The sequence below is a fragment of the Candidatus Amoebophilus asiaticus 5a2 genome (assembly GCF_000020565.1).
Classification (GTDB): domain Bacteria; phylum Bacteroidota; class Bacteroidia; order Cytophagales; family Amoebophilaceae; genus Amoebophilus; species Amoebophilus asiaticus.
Genome location: NC_010830.1, coordinates 620,077 through 639,173, shown reverse-complemented (window position 1 = coordinate 639,173; position 19,097 = coordinate 620,077). Strand labels below are relative to the sequence as shown.

Below are 19,097 nucleotides of genomic sequence, written 5' to 3'. Positions count from 1 at the left end.
ATCAATTCATAGAAATAAACTTGGCAAATTCAACCTCTGACTCTTGTAATATGTCAGCCTCTAATTCCTCAAACGTCATTGCTTCTGCAGCCATGAGCTCCTCTAATTCTTGTAAAATTTCTTTACGCTCAGCTATATCAGCTCTTTGATCCAATAGTTCTGTTGCATTCTTATGCTCCTGTTGTTTTAATTTTTGTTCAACTGCTTCTAATTCTTGCTCTAGCGCTTGTATTTGTGCTGTCAGCTTTTCTTTTACCAGTCCAGAAGCAATCTCTTCTTGTTTAATCCTTTCAGCTTCTTCTTGCTCATGTGCTTTTTCATGCTTATGTGCTTCTTCACGTTCGTGCGCTACTTTCATAAATAGCTCTTCTAATTCTAAACGTTGCTGTTCTTCTTGGACTTCTTGCTCTTTTTTATAAGCCTCTTCTAACAAGCGTTGTTCCTCTTTTCTATCCTCTTCCCTCTTTTTCATTTTCTCTGCCAATAACCGCATTGCCTCCCTACTTTGCATTTCCTCTTGTTGTGCTGCCAACATAATGGCTTCTTGTTCTTTCCTTTCTTTTTCCAATTTTATAAGCTCTTGTTGTCTACGAAGTTCTTCTTGCTTTATAGCATTGATGCGTTGTATTTCAGCTTCTTTCTGTAACTTCTCAAAGTGCATTTGCTCAAATGCTTCTCGCTGTGCTTTTTCTTGTGCTAATTCTGCTAATAGTATACGTTCTTCCTCTTGTCTACGGGTTTCTTCCTTTTTCCTCCTTTCTTCTATAAAGCGTATGTGTTCTTTCCTCCGCTCTTCTTCTTGCTTATACATAGCCATCCTTTTGTTATATGCTGCTTCTTGCTCTTTATCTATTCTTATACGCTCTTCCTCTTGTCTACGGGCTTCCTCTTTCCTGCGTTCTGCTTCTTTTCTTTGCGCTTCTTCTCTCTCTCGCTGCTCCCTTTCTCTGCGTTCGTGCGCTGCAAGGCAATACGGGCATCTATAATACCGGGTAACATCATGGAATTTTATCCATAAAAATGAGCCAGTACGTTCACGTTTGACATCTACAACAGGTGCCGACGCTCCACACTCATTACAAGTAACATGTGTAGGGTTACTATTGCTATTCCCTCCCCCCAATAACCCCATGCTTCCTACATATACAGCTACGGGCAGTTGTTTATCTTGTTTAGAAAAAATTACATGTATGCGGTGCTTTTGTCCTACTTCATCCAAGTGCAATAGCTGTGATAAACGCATGACTGGTTCTATATGGACTGGTACATAACGTACTTGGCTGTATGCAACAGGCCAGCTAGGCTGTACATGGGCTATGATTTGTCCTACTTGTTGCTGAAAGGCTACTCGATAACTATCTTTGGCTATAAAAGTTTTGCTTAATAAATCCTTATTAGTGATCTGACCTACTGTATTATCTACTAAGCTAGTTTGATGCGTTAAGTAGTTTTCATCTGAAGACCTCATTGGAGATTCAAAAGAGCTGTAATCCTTAAACTGAACTGGAGAAGATGAAGCGTCAGATATACATGCTTCGGCAAGATTAGTCACTTTCGGTAAAATAATTACTTCGGTGTCGCTTGTATTCGTGCTACTAGTGCTAATATCAGCCAGTAATGTTACATCCGTTTCAATAGCTGAGGCTGTCGGCATAGGGGTTTTGCACCCTTGTACGCTTATACTTAACAATAACAAGAGAATATAAGCTACTAAATGTTGCTTGGTAGAATAAGGATATTGCATAGAGACAGGCAGTTTAAGAACTAGTCTTTTGATTATTTTTGAATAATTTTTGAAAAAATTTATTGAATTTACCTACCTAGCTTGAGATTTTTTCTGTATAGAACTGCTCATTTAGCTTTATTTAACAGGCCTACAATTCTGTTAAAATATCTTAAGGTTTATAAATAAAAGAAATAGCCTTACTATAATCTTTTATCTCAAGCAAGGAATAAGTTATCGATGCAAAATTAGCTAATAACTTGTCATAAAATCAACATAAGAAAACTAATAAGTTACATTTTTGCTTAAATAAATTAAGAGATTATTTTCACCTATAATAACCATTAGCAGATTTGTAAGCCTAACAATTGCTCAAAATATGCTCAATTATTTATCGAGTTACAGACCAGGGCTTTTATACATTACTTAGGGAAAACCTATAATTAACCTAAATTGCTAATTAGGAAGAACTTTATTGATTTGAAAGGCTAGTAAGAACAAGAATACTTTGATCAGAAAACCGTTGAAGGTAACAGCATGGATCTTCCTTAAGAAAATAGATTTAATGCCACTAATGCTAGTCTCTATCACTTTTCGCATGTGCACTTTGAGAGAAGACATATCTTTTCGATGTGCATTGGCTTTGCGCTCGGAGTAAAGGTTAATCTGCTCATCAGCTAACATACCTTCTAGCAGGTAGTTTAGTTAGTATAAGCTGCATCAGCATATACCCTACTACCAGCAGGCATAGAAAAAGGCAGTTGAAATAATCCTTTTACATCTGCTTGGCTACCAGGCACTATTGAGAATTCAACAGGAATGCCTTTACTAGTAGTAATCAGTTGCCCTTTAATGCCATAAAAGTAACAACGCATAGAGGCTTGGTAGCTTCTATAAGCCTCACTTTGCAATAATTACACCGGCTAATACGTATCACAGCTACGGGAAAGGAATCCAACACAAAGTCCTTACAAGTGGCTACTTGCTTGATGAGAGTGCCTATTGCTAAAAAAAAGTGTAGTTATTTCTTCCACTATAGCATGCAAGCGGCGATAGTATCTACTTTTATCGAGCATATTAGGGATAAGCCTGGTGGAATGCATAAACGATCGGACTTTTTCAAGATGTCCGCCAAATTATAAAGCTGAGATGATGGCTGTTGTGAGCACTTGCGCATCTGGCAATCTTCTGCTTTTATCTTCTTGATGGTGCAAACGCTTGAATAGATTGTCAATAAATCAAGTATATTGCTATTGATTGATCAATCATAATGACCTCAGGCTTATTGGTTTGTACAAAAACAAGACCAAAGGTTTTTTATTTTTTTACTTATCAATCACTAGCAACTTAGGTTATTTAAGATAACACAGCAATAGCTACATAGAAGTAAATAATCATCCCTGTAATATCCACAATAGTAGTAATAGCTGGGCTTGCTGCTACAGCAGGATCTCCATTAAAATATTTGGCAATAAGAGGCAAAGCGGCACCAATGACTGTAGAATTAATAACTTGTAAGCTGAGCGCTAGTCCAATGGTAAAAGCAACTCTGTATACGTCATACTGATCAAATGTATTAGCACTAGAAAGCAACGAAAGCAAAACCACTTTGCTAAAAGCCAATAAAAATAAGGATATGGCCAACAATATGGCTACTTTGGCCTCTTTAAATATAATACTTAACCAGTTGCTTAGTGTGATTTGTCCAAGCGACAAAGCCCTAATAACTACAGAAGCTGCCTGACTACCAGCATTTCCTCCTGTAGCTGCAATCATTGGCAAATACAGTGATAATACTGTAATACGTTCTATTAGATATTCATGCTTATGGATAACAAGGGTAGACAAAAAACCAGTTATAAAAAGACCAACAATCCATGCTACCCTTTTTTTATAATGTTGGAAACTAGAAGCTTTCAAGTAATCTGATGTTTCTTCATTAGAAACAATTCCCATAAATCTCTCCATATCCTCTGTCTGCTCCATTCTAATTACTTCCATGGCATAATCATAGCTAACGATACCCAGCAGTTGGCCTTCTTCATTAAGAATAGGCATAGCAACCAACGAATACTTTTCAATTCTTTTGGCTACTGCTTCTTGGTCTTCATCTACTATAGCATAAATAAAGTTGTCATGTAAAGAGTTCGCTACCAATTCCTCGGGGTCTGCCATGATTAGATCTTTTAGAGACACAAATCCTATCATACGCATATTGGCATCCACTACATAGATGTAGTAGATCATCTTTTTAGAAGGGGCGTCTTCTTTAAGCTTTTGAATAGCTTGCTTTACAGTCATATCTTCCAACACGGTAGCAAAGTCAGTACTCATAATACTACCAGCTGTTTCTGATGGATAGGCACTCAATGCAATAACATCCTCTCTTACCCTTTTTGTCAAATAAGGAAGTAACCTAGCTTGTTCTTTACCATCTAATCTTTGATAAAAATCAGCCCTGTATTCGGAAGGCATAGAAGAAAAGATGTAAGCAAAATCTTTTTTATCAGCTAGCCGATACAAAATAGATTGGTATGAATCATCAAATTCAGCAAATATAGCACCTTGCATAGAAACAGGGAGCTTGATAAGTATTCCTAAAGTTTTGGTAGGAGATAACTGTGCTAGAAAATCAGCAGCTTCTACAATAGGCGCATCTTCTAGGGAAACAATTAACTCGTCCTCTTTCTGACGAGCCAATAACCCTTGCCAATATTCTTGTTGTGTTAAATCAGCTCCATTGTTCATACAAAACTCCTGCTTATGTACCAATACTCAGCCAAAAATAGAACATATTGGTTATTTTTGCGAATTATTGCTAATATTTGATAACTATAGTGGTCACTTGATTGATTTTTTTAAGCTAGCATACTTAATATTCCTACAATAAAGAGCAAATAAAATACTTTTTATTAATTCAAACCACTAGAATTAATTTAAGGATTTTTCTATAAAATATGTGTCTTTTTTAGAAGTTTGTAAGCAATATCTGTTTAATAGCTACTTTTAAAATTGATTTAGAAGTCCTAATGATTAGTGTATAATTTTATTAGAAGCCATTCTACTTATAAAATAACTAATTGGTACGCGTTCACGGGTCTGCCAATGCTAGAAATACATTGTTTTAAACATAAAAAAGCGCTTGGTTGCTAAGAATAAAATACGAAGCAACTATAAAATTAACCGTATATTAACCATAAACAATAGCTTTTATAGGTAGTTGTTAAATAAAATATGTGCTTTTGGCCCATTTTAAAGATAGTAGGCACGTGAACACGTAGACTAATTGAATAGATTTTTAAAAAAATCCATAATCATTTTACGTATAACCTCATTGACTAAAAAGGCTAACGTAATAGAAATAAATAAGCCTATAAAGGCATGCCTTAAATCTCTTTTAATAAACTTAATACTTTGCATGAGTGATTTGTTTCTCTTGAAAATATCTTTTCTAGCCAAGCTAATAGCAATCTCTCTGCCCCCCAATAAGCCAATAAATACCCAGGTTGTACTCATGGGGACATTACTTACATTTTTAAAGTAGAACAAAATAAGCATATATACTAAGTTTACTAACATCGCTGCACGTACGTCAGTAATACCTGATTTCTCGTTAACTAGTTTTTGCATTTTATCTCCTCTCAGATAGAATAGTAAACCTAAGCCAAAAAAGATAAAGCTGGTGAACAATGAGAATTCAATTATATTTAGCCTACGTGGTAAGAAAACAGCAATATTAGAAGCATCTTGCATAAGCCAAACTGACCATAGCAGGCCGCTCGCTATCCATTGCAATACTACCCACCCTTTCCATGGCTTTGTATTAAAATAATTGCCCGCTAGCCTAGAAAAAGGATACCAAAATATAACGGCTACTAAAAAGGCAATAAAGTATCCATAAAAGCTTTTTTGTAACACGCTGTAGACTGCTCCGGATTCTGTAGCAAAAACATTTAAAAGTAAAAAGGAAGTAGAAACTGGAATTCGCCAGTGTGTTAAGAATAATAAGATAATAGGAGCAAATAACTGTAAGAACCTAAAACTTTCTGGAGCTTCTGAAAAGCCTTTTTCAGTAAGCCTTTGATAGCTTACATCTCCATTGTAGACCACCCAACTGTAGGCTACTGTAGCTATAAAGATGATTCCTATAAACAACCAGAGGTACCACCATTTCTTCTGCACGTTAGAAGCTATAAATGTTCCTATTGTTTGGATGCTGTCATTGGCAATTGCTGAATAACTGGCCAGCATAAACCCGAACCATCTAGCTAATACAGGGTAGGGAGTTATAGTAGCACTTATAATCAACAAACAACTAGTAATTATTAAAAAGTCCCGTTTCTTTTTAGTAATATCAAAAAGTTGGTACATGAGGTAGGACAGCCTACTTTGTCCTAGTGAATTATCAAACTTTGTTTTTTTAGGACTGCTAGGCTCTTGTACACCATTAGCAGTACTACCGATCTTATCCATAAGTGTTGTCTAAATTCAACAAAATGTTACAGCAAAAATTAATCCAATATGTCTTTATCATTAAATTCAATTTCAGCTCATGATCCTTGTTGCTTGTATAATTTATGATAGATGCCTTTAGCAGCTAACAATTCTTCATGTGAACCTTGCTCAACTATATTGCCAGCCTCTAAAACTAAAATTTTATTACACAGGCTGGCAGCAGATATCCTATGAGAAATAATAACAGTAGTTCTACCTTGCATAACTCTCTTTAAATTTTGAAGTATACTATGCTCTGTTTTTGTATCTACAGCCGACAAGCTATTATCTAATATTAATAACCGTGGCTCACGGATAAGCGCCCTTGCAATAGCAATTCGCTGCTTTTGCCCACCAGAAAGTGTAACACCACGCTCACCTACCAAGGTTTCTATATGGTTAGGGAAATGCTGTAAGCTAGTATCCAGGCCAGCATACTGAATAGCTTGTTCTATTTGTGTTTCATTAACATCCTTTTTACCAAAAGCAATATTGTTCTTAATAGTATCTGGGAAAAGAAATACATCTTGAGGTACATAGCCTATTTGTTCTCTTAGACCAGCAATATTATAAGCTTGAATGATTGTGTCATCTATAGATATAGCGCCACTATCTGCTTCATATAGACGAGTTAAAAGGCTAGCAATTGTACTTTTACCAGAGCCAGTGGTACCAAAAATAGCAACAGATTCTCCTGCAGCTATCTCAAATGAAATGTTATTTAAAGCTCTTATTCCTGTATCAGGATAAGTGAAACTTACATTTTCAAAAGTAATCTTACCTTGAATAGGTCTTATTATATTTTGTGTAGAGACAATAGGATTTTCTTCTTTAAGAAACTCATTAATTCTTTTTTGTGAAGCAGCCGCTCGCTGTAGAAAGTTAGCAACTAAGCTAATAGTAATAATAGGCCAGGTAATTAAATGCATATACATGACAAATTCTGCAATATTGCCTACAGTAATATTACCCTTAATCACTTCTTTACCTCCTATAAGAACCGTTAGTATAATCCCTAGACTATTTATCCCTATAGCTAATGGTGTAAAAATAGCATTGATAGCAGTAACACTTAATGCATACTGCTTATAAGACTCGCAAATATTTGAAAAGTTCTTGACAAAGTTTTGTTCTCTTGCAAAAGACTGTAGTACTCTGATACCCGAAAAAGTCTCTTGGACAAAAGTAGTTAACTCTGCTAGCTTAGCTTGTAACCTTTCAGAACGATAATAAAGGAAATGCTTGATATAATATACGCTAATAGCTAGAACAGGTAATGGAAATAGAGAGTAGAGGGTAAGTTTTGGATTAATATAAATCATATAAGGAATTAATATCAAGAAAAGAACCAGCCCATTGAGAGCAAAAACCATGGCAGGCCCTAGATACAATTTAACCCTATTTACATCCTCAACAATACGAGCCATGAGATCACCAGTGCTGTGTTTTGTATAGAAGCTAAGTGGCAAGTTTTGGTAATGGTTATAAATCTCATTTTTAAGTTCGGCTTCAATCTTATTAGCTGCCTTCATAATAATTTGCCGCATCAAAAACGAGCACAAAGATTTAAGGAATGCCATGAGTAGGATTAAAGCAATATAAACAAGTAATCCTTTAAAAAGGATTTGAAAGGCTATCTCATAAAAATTAGCACCTTGGAAAATTTGGTAGGTATCTAATGTTCCTTTAAGAAAATCAAATGTATTTTTTGTTAAACGCGCAGGGATGATTGAAAAGATATGAGTTCCAACTATAAAGAGTATACCAAGTAAAAAACGATACTTGTATTTACGCAAATACTTGTTAAGATGATACAGTTCACTCACAGTATAAGGGGAACTATTTTTTATAGGAATTGCACTAATTTGTCCTAGCAAAGGAACGCAAACCTAAATTAGTTTCAAAGCATATTATCAAAAATAATTGATAAGCTGATACCTATACCTATGTAGATTTGAATCCATTGATTTATATGATAGATATAATAGATATAATTATTATTTTAGGGGGCTTTGATAAGTAATATTTATGGAAAAACCAATACGCGTTAGATTTGCCCCTAGCCCTACAGGAGCCTTACATATAGGTGGAGTAAGGACAGCCCTTTATAATTACTTACTTGCTAGGAAACATCAAGGGAAATTTATTTTAAGAATAGAGGATACAGATCAAAACAGATTCGTACCAGGAGCAGAGCAATATATCATAGATACATTACAATGGCTCGGTATTGATCCAGATGAAGGCATCCAGCAAGGAGGACCATTTGCTCCTTATAGGCAATCTGATAGGAAAGATATGTATCGAAAATATGCAGATCAGCTCGTGCAAGCAGGCAAAGCTTATTATGCTTTTGATACTCCTGAAGAACTAGAGGCCATGCGTGAACGTTTACAAGCTGCCAAGGTAGCATCTCCTCAGTATAATGCTATTAGTAGGGAATGGATGAAAAATTCTTTGACACTTCCACAAGAAGAAGTTACTGCTAGAATAAATGCTGGCGAACCTTATGTTATACGATTTAAAATGCCACATAAAGAAATTGTCAGATTTTACGATCAAGTACGTGGCTGGGTTAAAGTAGAGACTTCTACCTTAGATGATAAAGTATTGCTTAAATCAGATGGTATGGCTACCTACCACCTAGCCAATGTAGTAGATGATTATCTAATGCAGATAAGCCATGTAATACGTGGAGAAGAGTGGCTGCCATCAGCACCACTGCATATATTACTTTATCAAGCTTTCGGTTGGGAGCAGACTATGCCTCAATTCGTTCATCTTCCTATATTGCTAAAACCAGAAGGTCACGGAAAGCTCAGTAAGCGTGATGCAGACAAACATGGGTTCCCTATTTTTCCAATAGCTTGGCAAGATCCTGCTACAGGCAATCATATCGAAGGATTTCGCGAAAAAGGATACTTACCAGAAGCGTTGATCAATTTCTTAGCATTACTTGGCTGGAGTCCTGGAGGGGACCAAGAGCTTTTTACGAAAGAAGCTCTAGTAGAAGCATTCTCTTTAGAAAGAATTGGCAAATCTGGTGTTAAATTTGATATCCAAAAAGCAAATTGGTTCAACCAACAATATCTACGTAATAAAACTGAAAAAGAATTATCGGTCTATTTAACAAGCGAACTTGATAAACGAGAAATAGCATACACAACCGAACAAGCCGAACAAATTTGTGCACTTGTCAAAGAGAGAGCTATTTTTCCTCAAGATTTTTGGGAACAAGGGCAGGTATTTTTCCAAGCACCTACAACATATGATGCCCAAGCAATCCAAAAAAGATGGACATCTCAAGCTCATGAGACTTTAGCAGGATTTGTAGACATCTTACCAACCATATCTCCTTTTAATGCAGCTAGCATTAAAGAATCATTAGCAGATTTTCTTAAAGAGCGCTCTATAAAAATAAATGAAATGATGCCTGTTATCCGTATTGCACTCATGGGTACAACCGCAGGCCCTGATTTAATGCAAAGTATAGAGATTATAGGACAAAAGGAAACTATTAGAAGACTAAGGACAGCGCTTAGGATAATTGTACCAGTAGGTAGCTAAAACACATTACTATACATACTATCATCAATTTTATGGTTTCTTTATTGGTATAAAGCTTTTTTGTGTCAGTTGCTATATGAAGTAACCAACAATCTTACCTATATATTGGTAGAGTTTTTCTGAATCCTACCGAGCACATATAATTAAGTAATTTTTTAAAGTTTTGGAAAATCTTTACCCTAAACACTAGTCCTATATTTTTAGCCATAATGTTGATTATATTATTATATATATAAGAAACTCCAAGCATGTATTTCTAGTCATAGTGGTTTAAACTACAAAAATTAAACTTATAACTTGTATATAAGAGTTAATTATTTACTTCATTTTAGCGACAACTCAGTCTAATTCCTAGGAGCTATTGGCTAATTATAGAAATATAATATATATCAGGTAATCTTATAAACTCAATTAGAACTGTTTAATCACCTTTTAGACACACAATATATAATACGGACAAACAACCCTTCAGCTTATATAAATTTTTATCATTAAAATTTATTCCAAATAATATTTGGTTATTCCAACAATAACTTTTACCTTAGTTAACATAGATAGATATTTATTATTAACTACTAAATATAACTAGATATGGAAAACAGAAATAACAACAACACAAAAGCAAATACACAAAATCAAAATACTAATGAACATACTGGTAGACAAGGTTTTGCTTCTATGCCTCATGATAAGGTAGTAGAAATTGCTAGTAAAGGTGGCCATGCGTCCCACAAGAATACTAATAGCAAGACAGAAGACAATAGAACTTCTGGAAATCAGAATAAAGGAAGCCATACTACATCACGTAGCGGCAAGTAATAAGTGTAACAGTAAAGAAGACAGATATTTATTTTTCCTCTTTATTGTTTTGCTTACAGAAAGGGTTTGCTTTTTAAGCAAACCCTTTTTTATTATACTAGTTCTCTTTCAAAACTAAACTTAAAATAGTCAGGAACTTATCTAAACACAAGTGATACTATAATTTCGAAAGAAGTCTACTCTATTTGTAATAGAAGTTAATGTAAAATAAATATAAGAGCTCTAACCTACTTTTATTTTTGTTCAAGCTTTTTAACACTCAGATTACCATCCCATTGAAACTGTTTTATTATTAGAACACTTGCAGAAATAGATTTTTATTTATTATTAGAATAGACTAGACTTCAATTAAGTTATGCAAGAAGTCTGCTAATCATCTAGTTTCCTATTATCCAACAGCTGTATATAGCAACGCAATCCATTTAAATTTATCAAGGATTATTAGCATTAAATTCTCTAAAATTAGATAATGCATAATCTACACAACTTCGATACAACTCTATCGTTAATAGATATAAGTATTGCCTGGTACAATTTACTAGCATCTCTGTAAATCGAATGTTTAAGTGTTTTTCCAAGCATGCCATACCTATAGTTAATTTTACATACTCATTACATCCTGTTACCCTTATCTTTGTACGTTGTGCACCATTCAGTATCCCCCTGTTATACCAATAAAAAACTTTCTAAATAATACATATCTATTATTTTATAAGTCAATAAATATGATTAAAAAAGGATTAGTTAAAGCCTTTGATATATAAAGCAACAGCTACTTCAAATTATTATCCCGTACTACGGACTTAACAAGCAAGAAAATAATCAGTGACTTATGGTTATACTTTTTTGCCATATCCAAAGCAGTTCGACCCTTTGCATCTAACAAGTTGAGCTGTATATTCGGGTGTGCAACTAGCCTTTGCGCTACTGACCAATTTCCACGTGATGCTATTATATGTAAAGGCGTCCTACCTTTAGCATCCTGTATATTAACATCTATTATAGGCTGACTAAGCAAAAACGTTGCTATGATATAATTGCCACTAAGTGCTACCAGATGAAGTGCGCTAAAATGAGCATTATTTTTAAAATTTACATCTAAACCCGGCACATTAAGCAACTTTCTCACTTCTTGTTCACTGTTATGTTTCACTGCTTTTAAAAATCTGAGCTGAGTTTTCTGAGGGATTATTACCTCAAGCTTCTGCCCTTCTAACCAACCATTAGGATCTTTATTAATCTCTTCAGCTGCAAAATTATATGCCGCTATAGCTTCTTCATATGTTGCATCATCCGCTGAATTTGCAAGTAAACATCCTCTAATCACATTTAATGTATACTTTACTAAACTCATATTATCTTCCCACCAACCAGCCCTAAGAATCAAATAATCAGCAATCTTTTTATTGAAATATCTCCAACAAAACTGGGTAGTCTCTATGCCACCATATTTGGACCAATAAGAGCGCATTTTCATTGCTTGTGAGCCTTTTTGTCCTAGTTCGCTTGTAAATATTTCAGCATGGTGTTTGTCAATTAATCCACTTTTCGCAATCTGTTTATACAAGTTATATAGCTTCCTACTGTCATCCTTTACCTGTTCAAACCAAGCCTTGAAAATATCTTTATTCTGAATAACAATAGCAAAAACTTTTTCTTCATAATCTTCATTTAGCAACTTCAAGCTTTTAGTTCTCCATTGCTTGGTATGTAAATTCTCTGAAATCCACTCACTCGCAACTAGGCCCTCTCGATCATACTCATCACATATCTCCTTATATATCGTAAATATGCCGCTAACAATTCTTTGAAAAACCTTCATCAAAGATGTATTTCCAAGCTCACACTTTATTTCGGTATCGCCTACAAATCTGATTACACTATAATCTTTTATTGGAATCACTGCGTATCCAGTATGATAGGCTAGATCAAGCATTTTAATAAAATTGCATACTGATTCATAAAATACTGCGTTGCTCAGAGAGCAATCGCTCATTTGTATTCCTTCCCCTCTTTTAATCTTTTCACTCACGGTTTGAATAGAAATTTCAGTATTAAACCTTGCAATTAATGCTTCCATTATCGGCTTGAAAAAGATCCTGAGCATAGAACGTAATACTCCAGCATCACTAATATGTTCATATTGTTCAGCAAGACATAAAAGAACTTTATCACAAGCAATTTTTGCCTCGCCTTTAGGATTTTGAGCCAGCAAAGAGCGAACTGCGTTCAACGCAGGCATAGTACGCCAGGAGGGATCTTTCTCAATTCTCTTTACAAAATAGTTAGCATGCTGCATGTTAAAGCAATTGCCTAATAAAACCATTGCTTGGAATCCCCCATCAATATCCCAATAGGAGTTAAGTGTGTTTGCCTCACTGCCAACGATTTCAGCAAATATTTGAGCAAGCTCATCCTGACTAATAGTAGCAAGTGCATCCTTTGTTGCTGAAACCACCTTTGACTTATCTTTAAATAAACATCTAAGCTTATCTTTCTCCTTATTACTCATTCTTGAGATTTGTTTGCTTTGGAAGCTAGTGCTCTCAGTATCAAAAGGAATATCTATATCTTGTATAAATTCTCCTTCTATCTCAACCTTACTATTACGTTTTTTTTCAACTTCCCCGATACACTGTAAAATATGTACACCCCAATCATACCCTTTTAAAACCTCACTTAACTTACTAATTTGCTCTGGTAGCAAGCCCTGCAAGCAATCCTTTAAAAGTTTTGATGAAGCAGCCCCCAAGACATCACCAGCAGTTGCTAGTGTTTTCCAAAATTTTCTTAATTGCTCTTTATCATTTTGGTTCCAAGCTGGAATGATGGGATCACCGCTTACACTCAACTGTGCTGCCATAATCATAATCATCCGATATTTCGGCATATAACAGTGCTCAATTATTGCTTGCTTGACTGCATTATACATATCTCCTTTACCGCCAGCCAATCCTTTGAGGATATGGAGCGCAGCGAAATACTCTTGATAGGTTTCGTGGTTAAATTTTATGGTATATTCATTCCCATAGTTTATTAGTTCCACAAGTCCTGTATCATAAAGTTCGCAAATCATTCCGGCATTGTAGTGAATCATCCTTAACATTACGCTGAGGTGATCATATGATAGGCTAAACGCCTGTCTAAAAGCAAATGCCATTAATAGCTCTGTATAACTCGCTGTAAGTGTATATGCTCGATGTTTCAGTCTTAATGTTGTATCAGCTTCCATTTGCATATGTTTTTGCAAGAACATTTGCAGTTTTGATAGAATAAAGTGTTGATACAGAGTTGCTACATTCAATTGCCTTAAACCTGAAAATATTGACTTTATGTCTAACTCATCGAAGTCTTCTTTTGACCCATCAATCTCATAGTTGAAGCTTATATCTTCCAAGGATGTTTGTAAACTTGGCGTTAGCACATTCGAAAATATTGAACTTATACTTTCATCTAGAGCATCCTTGGCTTTCTTTTTCTTGTATAACTTTAAATAGTGATCTCTGATATATGGCCTTAGTGCTTCGCAGAATATATAGCTTTCTAAGGGTATACCTAGCAAACGGGATGTACTTTTGCTTATAAGAGATTTCAACTGCTCGTATACTACATTCGCAGACAAACTTAATATTTGCTCTGAGGGCTGTATGAAACCTTCTTTCTCATTAGATATTTCTTTAAATAGCACATCTAAATACCTATATATATACTGCTTATGCTGGACTTCATTATATTCTCTTAGTGTCATACAACGCAGCATTGCATTGTTAGGCATAATTTTATTAGCAGCATAGGGCCTGGTAGTGATTAGCACACTGACAGTATCGGACAAATTACTTATCCAATTGTTCAACAATTGCACAGTCCTTTCATCCTTAATCTCATCGAACCCATCTAGCAATAAAAAGACACGTCCAGCTGTTTGCATATCATACTGAAGCGCCTTTAGCTTCCAGTCTGGCCAATCTTCCGAGGTAGCCCTCTTGGTGAATGCATCAAGAAATGATGGTTGTTGACGCAACTCTAATTGAGGTAAATTGATTCGCACGACCCAAGATGATAATTCGCCCTCTTCTGAACCCCGCCATGTGTCGCACTGCTTCAAACAAAATGCTGATTTACCGAAACCTGCATGAGCAGTTAAGATTGAGAACATTGGTCTTTGCTCCTTTAGAAACTCAAACCCTGCATGCTTTATCTTTACTTCCTTATCATGCGATTCGTTTTGGCTAAAGTCATAATAGCGGGATGGTACAGGGAGCTTTACTAAGTTTGACTTGCTGGTTACAGTAACCTCATATTCTTCTTGGTTAATTAATTTAAGCTGCAAATAAGAACTATGATTGATCTCTTTACCATCCGAAATATAAATAAGCTTTTCTTTATATATATGTTCTAATTTACTGTCTATATTATCAACCAAGCGATATCTAGTATCTTCACTAACAGCTGCATTTCCAACGACATATGTGTGTTTAAGATTCTGTTGGAGCCACGTGTCAAGTTGCTGTTTATTTACACCCTCTATAATAAATAGCCCTACGTTTACAGTTTGTAATAAAGATAGCAAACTATAAGCTGGGGTAAGTCGTACAAGATCATTCTCAACATACACATTGTATGGCAAGCCAGAGTTAAAGTTCCCCTTAGCATCAACAAGGCTTTTAATAATTGAATATAAGGCATCTATATTGGTGAGCTGTTTATACAAACCACTACCTTTACTTTTCAAAACTGATGATAATTGCAGGTATTTCCCTCCGACAGATAAGTATTTATCAGTATACTGTTTACATATCCCCAATACTTGCTTATCTGTTAAAGCATTCAAATTAAACTTACGGCAGATATCTTTTTTTTCATTGAGTAAAGAGCTAAGTTCTTTTCTCTGCATATGGTTTACCAGAAGAACAATCTTTTTGCCATTTTCTGCAGCAACATGTAATATTCCCTCATTTTCTTTAGGTAATCGATTGCTACCTCTACAATCCACAATTATAAATTTTGTTACGTTCCCTGCCAATATATCTGGTAATCTCGGAATGTTCCTAGAATCTATAGTTAAGAATGCCCATTCTGTGTCTTGAATAGCAAGCTTTTTAATGGTTTGATAAACACGTGCTTTAATACCACCATTCTCATTCTCGTTAATTACAGCAAGTGTCAATTTATTTTCCTCTGATAAAAATTTATACAATTTTTTAATCTCTAACCCGTTTAGATCCAGTGGGTAGTTTCCTTCGAACTCTTGCTCATATATCTTTGTGTTACCTAAAAGATAAAAACGATTTAAATCCCCTTCTTCAACTTTCATCCAGCTACCAAATTTATTAGATTTTAGCAAACAGGCTTTAGGATCAGATAACCATTGGTACATTCTATTATTAATTGCATTGAATAGTTCCTGCCCACCTATATTGCTGTTTAACTTAAAATCGTCTACCAAAAGTTCAAATAGAGGAGTCACACTTGGCTGCTCCACCTTTATAATAAACTCATCTAAAAATTGCTGTATCTCTTTTTCCATACGGGCGTCAAGTACTTTGTTAGGACTAGTTATGTTCGTGGTAATCGTTACATTTTCCAGCCAATCTTGAAACCGTTTAACCTTTATACTTAAAATTCTATTCTTAATATACTGCTTTGTTTTCAATAAATCGATCAAACAAATTATTCTACCAGGAAGTTTTGAATGCCCATCTATGTGAAAAGAACCAGGCCTTGCTTTTTGTGTATATATTTTCTGCAAGTAATCAACAGCAGCTTGCCACTCATCTTCAGAAACCGAACTCACATCAATTATATTGCTACAGTTTCGTATTTTTGTAGTAATGGTTACATTATCCAACCATTCTTGAAATGCTTTACTATTTTTGATCAATATTGCATTCTTGATATTGTCATGTGCTTTCAATAAGCCAACCAAAGCAATTATTTTAAGGGGAAGATGTGAGTGTCCACCTATGTGAAAAGCACCAGGCTTTGCTTTTTCTATATATATTTTTTGCAAGTATTCAGCAGCAGCTTGTAACTCTTTATCCAGAGTTTTTAAATTTGGTATAATGTCATTACCCTGATCTTTCGCCACTTCTTTGGAATACGCTCTTATCGCATCTATAAATTCATTACGGCTATCACCTTCATTAAATCTTAGGGTTTTAGTTTCTAAACCCTTAAATAAGAATTCATCAGCTTCTAATTTGGCTGGTTCTAAATACATATCTCCATCCTTTATATGGCGGTTAGTGAAGAAGATAAACTTACTAGTTTTCTCTTCGCCATTTTCTTTTTTGACATATTCACCTCGTTTGAGCCTAAGCCAAGAATCAAAATACTTTGCTAGGCTTGCACCACTCTTCTTCTTGTCTTTACTTTCTGGATCGGCACAAAAATCGGTTTTAGTATATCCATCTTCTTTTGGATCTTTTGAACTGTGCTTTGCTTGTAGAAAAGTGATGCTATCTCCATAATCAATCACTAGATCATCGAATTTCTCGCACTCGTTTGCTTCACTCACTAAATAGAAGTTTTTGCCATTATTATGGGCTCTTATTGCAGCTAATGTTAGTAATGCTAACTGATAGGAAACTCCATGCTGAGTGGGCTTCAACCCACCTGGTGTTAGACTACCTGGCACAAGTCGAGAATCAATTTCTTCAGTTCTAGTGTTTAAGCTAGATTGGTGTGATGTATGAGTTTTTGTTGGTTTTTCCTTAGATTTTTTATCTTCTACTGGCTTCTCATCTAAGCCTGGTAAGAGTGTACGAAGCTTATAAGCTATTTCATTGGAAGGATTTTTAAATTGTTCAACATATTTGATATCTCCAGTATACAGAATCATTAATGCATTATATACAGCCCACCAACCACAGCTCCAACCATCCTTTTGCTGCTTCGCACCCAGTTTGTGTTTCACTTCAATATTAGGAAATATTGGTTTAATTGCTCGTATACGTGTAGTATTCTCAGTTTTTAGTATATCTAGGCCACCACCTTTTAGAATATAAAGTAATGGACTAGGTATCTCTTTATCTGGATTCAATGAATCTACATAAAATATTATTTCTTCCTTATTATCCAGCGATTTACCTGACAAACTTGTATAATTTTTTGGTAATATAACACATGTTTGCCAGTGCAAACCACCTTCCTTTGTCATATCATGTGTCCTTAAAACACCCACAGGAGTAGTATTAAGTATCATTATTATAGGCCTAGCCAAAATTCCACCATCTAAAAGAATACGTTCTGATATAGCTTTCGCATAATCTATTGTACCCTGAATAGCATTGTCTTCATCTTCAGAAGCTGGTGAATGAGTGCCAGAGAAATCAGGAGCTAGGATATGTGCCTGGTCTTGCAATAGGTTATTCAAAGCATTATCGATTCCTTCACCCGTAGCCCAAATGTTAGAAACTGTAGTTTTTATACCCTTAGCAGTTGTTATCTTTAACAACTGTTCTAATATGTTGTTATTAACACTTTGGCCCATTTCTTCTTTTTCAGTTTCTTTCTCTTTATCCTTTTCGTTCTCTTTAGCTTTATTTTCTGGATTTTTATCTCCACCTTCTTCTCCCATCCCTCCTTTCCCCCCTTTACTACCTACATATACATAATCTTTAAGGACTTGTATATATTGTTTTTGCCAAATTGGATTTTTAATTGCTGCAGCAGAGTAGCTGGAGTCTAAGTTTATTATTACAGGCAGTATTCTTTTAGGAATTCCTTTAAAATATTGATGTTCTACAATAGCTTGTAACGCATCTTCTGCTTGCTTTTCAAATCTTACTTGGTAGCCACCCTGTGCTATATATACCTGATTGGTTAACAGGGCAGCTATTGAATGGCTAGCACTTAATTCTTGCCTACCATCCCATTTTCCTGTTATCTTACCATGCCTTCTAGCTTGGAATGCTTGTGCAGAACTTTTTGATGGTTTAGCATGTGTAACTTGGTGAGTTACACTCCCTTGCATTTCAGCTTTTTCATTAATAGCAGCAGACTGGTTAATAAGGATAGGCAAAGCATTAGAATTAGATGAGATATCGGCTGAATTGTGTAAATCTCCTTTAAAGCTTACTGCCATTTCTTCTACATTAACTATTGGCTCATTGTTTGTCTGCACTCTCGATAAATTATCAGTAGAAGCAGAGTAACCATCCTGTTCAGATGACACTCTTAGCAGGCTAGCATTAGAATATTGTTTCTGTCTAATATTTGATGGTAAACTAGGCGAAGCCCCTTGTGGAAGAGGCACGGAAGGGATAGAATGATTACCACAACTTTGCAAAAATAAACTAAGCAGTAATATATAAGCCACGAGCTGGTGGCTTAGCTTATAGGTTTTATGCATTTTTTATACTAGTTTCAAGTGAGGAACCTATTATACTTGGTAGGTAGCAGAGTTGCAAATAAAGGAGTAGGGAAATATTAAAAACAGTAACTTTATGATAGTTATAGACTAAACATGAAAAATAAAGTAGATGATCTCTTA

7 protein-coding genes and 1 pseudogene are annotated in these 19,097 nt (G+C 35.2%); 2 read left to right on the top strand and 6 right to left on the bottom strand.

The features are described 5' to 3' along the window. Position 1 precedes the first annotated feature (1 nt). The 5 genes and pseudogenes from AASI_RS07595 to AASI_RS02590 all read right to left on the bottom strand — a co-directional run bounded on the left by AASI_RS07595 (position 2) and on the right by AASI_RS02590 (position 8,043). Positions 2–1,744: a coiled-coil domain-containing protein gene (locus AASI_RS07595; protein ID WP_012472678.1), complete on the bottom strand. Its 1,743-nt coding sequence runs from the start codon at positions 1,742–1,744 to the stop codon at positions 2–4. Positions 1,745–2,179: 435 nt separating this feature from the next. Then, positions 2,180–2,992: pseudogene (locus tag AASI_RS02605) on the bottom strand (IS982 family transposase). An 87-nt stretch (positions 2,993–3,079) separates the two neighbouring features. After that, positions 3,080–4,471 carry a magnesium transporter gene (gene mgtE / locus AASI_RS02600; protein ID WP_012472677.1) on the bottom strand — a complete coding sequence of 464 codons (1,392 nt, stop codon included), beginning with the start codon at positions 4,469–4,471 and terminating at the stop codon, positions 3,080–3,082. A 534-nt stretch (positions 4,472–5,005) separates the two neighbouring features. Next, positions 5,006–6,196 carry a hypothetical protein gene (locus tag AASI_RS02595; RefSeq protein WP_012472676.1) on the bottom strand — a complete coding sequence of 397 codons (1,191 nt, stop codon included), beginning with the start codon at positions 6,194–6,196 and terminating at the stop codon, positions 5,006–5,008. A 77-nt stretch (positions 6,197–6,273) separates the two neighbouring features. Further along, positions 6,274–8,043 carry an ABC transporter ATP-binding protein gene (locus AASI_RS02590; RefSeq protein ID WP_044282968.1) on the bottom strand — a complete coding sequence of 590 codons (1,770 nt, stop codon included), beginning with the start codon at positions 8,041–8,043 and terminating at the stop codon, positions 6,274–6,276. Between the two features lie 202 nt (positions 8,044–8,245). On the opposite strand from AASI_RS02590, the gene gltX reads away from it, so the two are divergent. After that, entirely contained in the window at positions 8,246–9,784 is a 1,539-nt protein-coding gene (gene gltX / locus AASI_RS02585) for a glutamate--tRNA ligase (RefSeq protein ID WP_012472674.1), read from the top strand. A 591-nt stretch (positions 9,785–10,375) separates the two neighbouring features. Continuing rightward, positions 10,376–10,603, top strand: a complete 228-nt coding sequence (locus AASI_RS02580; protein ID WP_012472673.1) for a KGG domain-containing protein — start codon at positions 10,376–10,378, stop codon at positions 10,601–10,603. 772 nt (positions 10,604–11,375) lie between these two features. On the opposite strand, the gene AASI_RS02575 is transcribed toward AASI_RS02580, so the two are convergent. Then, on the bottom strand, positions 11,376–18,956 hold the full coding sequence (locus AASI_RS02575) for an ankyrin repeat domain-containing protein (protein WP_012472672.1): 7,581 nt from the start codon (positions 18,954–18,956) through the stop codon (positions 11,376–11,378). Positions 18,957–19,097 lie beyond the last annotated feature (141 nt).